Annotated in this window: 5 protein-coding genes; all 5 read left to right on the top strand. The window is 55.9% G+C overall.

Annotated elements, in window-relative coordinates:
* Positions 1-1167: homocysteine biosynthesis protein (locus ACXJJA_RS09520; protein WP_456487983.1), on the top strand; the 1167-nt coding region annotated here is incomplete at its 5' end.
* Positions 1164-1562, top strand: a complete 399-nt coding sequence (locus tag ACXJJA_RS09515) for a 4Fe-4S binding protein (RefSeq protein ID WP_456487982.1) — start codon at positions 1164-1166, stop codon at positions 1560-1562. The genes ACXJJA_RS09520 and ACXJJA_RS09515, both read left to right, overlap by 4 nt.
* Complete coding sequence (locus ACXJJA_RS09510; RefSeq protein ID WP_456487981.1) at positions 1559-2620, top strand: MSMEG_0568 family radical SAM protein; 1062 nt, start codon at positions 1559-1561, stop codon at positions 2618-2620. Before ACXJJA_RS09515 ends, ACXJJA_RS09510 begins: the two co-directional genes overlap by 4 nt.
* Positions 2617-2883 (top strand): ubiquitin-like small modifier protein 1, encoded by a 267-nt coding sequence (locus ACXJJA_RS09505; protein WP_456487980.1) that lies wholly within the window; start codon positions 2617-2619, stop codon positions 2881-2883. The genes ACXJJA_RS09510 and ACXJJA_RS09505 overlap by 4 nt, the downstream gene beginning before the upstream one ends.
* A 10-nt stretch (positions 2884-2893) precedes the next feature.
* The coding region (gene nadA / locus ACXJJA_RS09500) for a quinolinate synthase NadA (RefSeq protein WP_456487979.1) at positions 2894-3084 on the top strand (191 nt) is incomplete at its 3' end.

The following is a 3084-nucleotide window of genomic DNA, read 5'->3' as shown; positions in this document are numbered from 1 at the left end:
GAGGAGCTGATTTCGGGGAAGGGGGTGGAGGTGCGGGCTATTGCGCACGGCACCGACTGCTACCCGCGGAGGAGCATCGAGACCGAAATCACGCTCGCCGACCTCAACCAAGCCGTCATGGTCAACCAGAGAAATGCTTACCAACGATACAGTGCGGCGACGAACTCGACCGACAGGACGCTTTACACGTACATGGGCACACTGCTCCCCAACTACGGGAACGCAACGTTCTGCGGCGCCGGGGCGCTCTCGCCCCTCTGTAACGACCCGGGGTATGAGACGATCGGCGTGGGCACGCGCATTCTCATCGGCGGCGCCCACGGGTACATCGTCGGTGAGGGCACCCAGCACGAACCTGTGAGCGGGCTCGGAACGCTGATGGTGCATGCTGACTTAAAAAACATGAACACCGGGCTCTTAAGAGCCGCGGTGTTTTACAAGTACGGTGTAACTCTTTACATAGGCATCGGCATCCCCATTCCAGTCCTGAATGAAAGGGTCGCCGCTAAGACCGGAGTGAGCGACGAGGACATAGTGACCGAGGTCATCGACTACGGAGTGCCCCGCAGGGACCGTCCAGTCTTAAGGAGGGTAACCTATGCTGAGTTAAAGTCTGGGAGCATAGAGATAGCGGGGAGGGAGGTGCCGACGTCGCCGCTCTCTAGCTTCTACATGGCGAGGCGGGTCGCGGAGGAGCTGAAGCGCCAGATAGAGCGCGGCGAGTTCCTGCTAACAGAACCGGTGGAAAGACTGCCTACGAAGACTGTCTTTAAGCCGATGAGGCAGAAAAGGGAGCGCCCACTTGTCAGGGACGTCATGTCAAAGCGTTTCGTCACGCTTACCGCAGAGAAAAGCGTGAAGGACGCCGCAAAGCTCATTGTCGAGAGTGGGGTGACGCACATACCGGTGGTGGACGCGGAGAACAAGCTGGTGGGCATCGTCACCGCCTGGGATGTCTCGAAGGCTGTGGCGCATAACCTGAAGAAGCTCGACAGCATCATGACGAAGAAAATGATAACAGCGTCCCTAGACGAGCCGATAGATTCTGTCGTGAGGAAGTTTGAGAGATATGACATTTCAGCGCTTCCAGTTGTGGACTCCTCGAAGAGGGTGCTTGGAATGATAACAAGCGATGACGTCAGCAAGCTTATGGGGGTGATAAGATGAAGCTTCTGCTGCGATTTCCGTCGCATTTGCACGAACGCCCGTATACCGCTGAGATCATCCTCGAAACCGGGGCAAAGATAAATATAGACAAGGCAAGAGTGGATGCCACGCACGCAGAAGTGGTTATCGACGTTCCGGACGACAAGGCGAGGCGGGTGGTCGAGCTTTTCAAGGAGCGAGGTGTAGAGGTAAGAATACTGAAGAAGTTGATCGTCTGGGATGAGATGCGATGCGTGCACTGCGGCGCTTGCATGTCCGTATGCCCGAGAGGAGCTTTCAAATTCGGCCCTGATTGGAGAGTTTCTCTTGACGAGAAGAAATGCGTGGGCTGTGGCGTGTGCGTGAACGCCTGCCCGCTTCGCGTTCTTTCCGTCGTCGAGGGAGCGGGGACATGAGAGCGCTAAGATATTTGAAAGCTGAGCTGCAGAGCAAGGGCGTGCGCTCTCCGGTTAGGGAGAGGATGCGGGGCGCAGGTCCCGCGGCGGGCGTGACGCTCGTATTAGGAGATACCGTCGCAAACGTCCCCGTAACGCCGCACGTCGCAGATAAGTCGCCATACAGCATAGAGCGGCAAGAAGGGAAGCTTTTCCTGAAACGTGGAGAAAACCTCGTTTTGGAGGTGGAAATCCCGTCCTCGAAGTTTTATGAGCTGAAGACGAGGGACGGAGTTCCTTATAAAAAAGTAGCATTGCTGCATGGTAAGGACTGTCTGGCGACGACGCTCATCCAGAAGCGTATCCACTGGAACGCTAAAAGATGCAAGTTTTGCGGCATCGAGCTTTCCTTGCAGAGCGGCGAGACCATAGAGAGGAAGACTCCTGAACAGCTTTTGGAGGTTGCGCTCGCCGCGAAGAAAGAGGGAGTGAAACACGTCACGATAACGACAGGAACGCCTCCGACGAGAGACAAGGGAATTCTCGCGGCTGCGGACGCTGCAAGGCTCCTGAAGGATGAGGCGAAGCTGGACATCCACGTGCAGTTCGAGCCGCCCTACGACCTGAGCCTTTTGGAAGATCTGAAAGCGAGGGGCGTGGACACCGTTGGGATCCACATAGAGTGCTTTGACAAGCGAGTCCTGTCGGAAGTCGCTCCTGCAAAAGCCGAGATGCACAACGCTTATATGAGGGTTTGGGAGGAAGCTGTTGGCATTTTCGGCGAGAATCAGGTGAGCAGCCACCTCATCGTCGGCATGGGCGAGAGCGACGAGTCCGTATTCGACGGGTGCAAGGTGCTTGCGGAGCTGGGAGTTTATCCGTTCGTCGTACCTTTCCGTCCAATCCCGGGCACCGACTTCGGGAAAAAGATGCCTCCGAGCTACGAACGTATGAGAACATTGTATGAGGAGGTCGCAACCATTCTGCGAGATGCGGGTCTTAGTTGGAGGAAGAATAAGGCGGGGTGCGTGCGCTGCCGTGCATGCTCTGCGCTCCCCGACTTCGAGGTGGGGCTATGAGGATCAAAATAAGACTTTTCGCCATGTTCAGAGAGCTTGTTGGCGCCAAGGAAATGGAGCTTCATTTAGAGGAAAGGAGCAGCATCTTCGATGCCCTGAGCAAGCTGCGTGAAATGTATGGAATTTGTAACGAACTCTTCAACGAACATGGGAAATTAAGGGATCACGTTCGGGTGCTGCGCAATGGGCGAGGCGAGGAACTCCGCTCCATGTTGAAAGACGGAGATGAAATAGCGATATTTCCGCCAGCGGTTGGCGGGTAGGTGAAAGGAAATGAGCTTGGAGACGCTCGTCAGGAAAATAGAGGAATTGCGTCGCAGGAAGAACGCAGTAATACTGGCGCACAATTATCAGCGTGCGGAGGTTCAGGACGTTGCGGATTTCGTCGGCGATTCGTTGGAGCTTGCACGGCGAGCGGCGGAGACGGACGCGGACGTCATCGTGTTTTGCGGCGTCGACTTCAT

This window comes from Candidatus Alkanophaga liquidiphilum, assembly GCF_053996935.1.
This window is presented reverse-complemented; position numbering and strand designations above follow the sequence as displayed.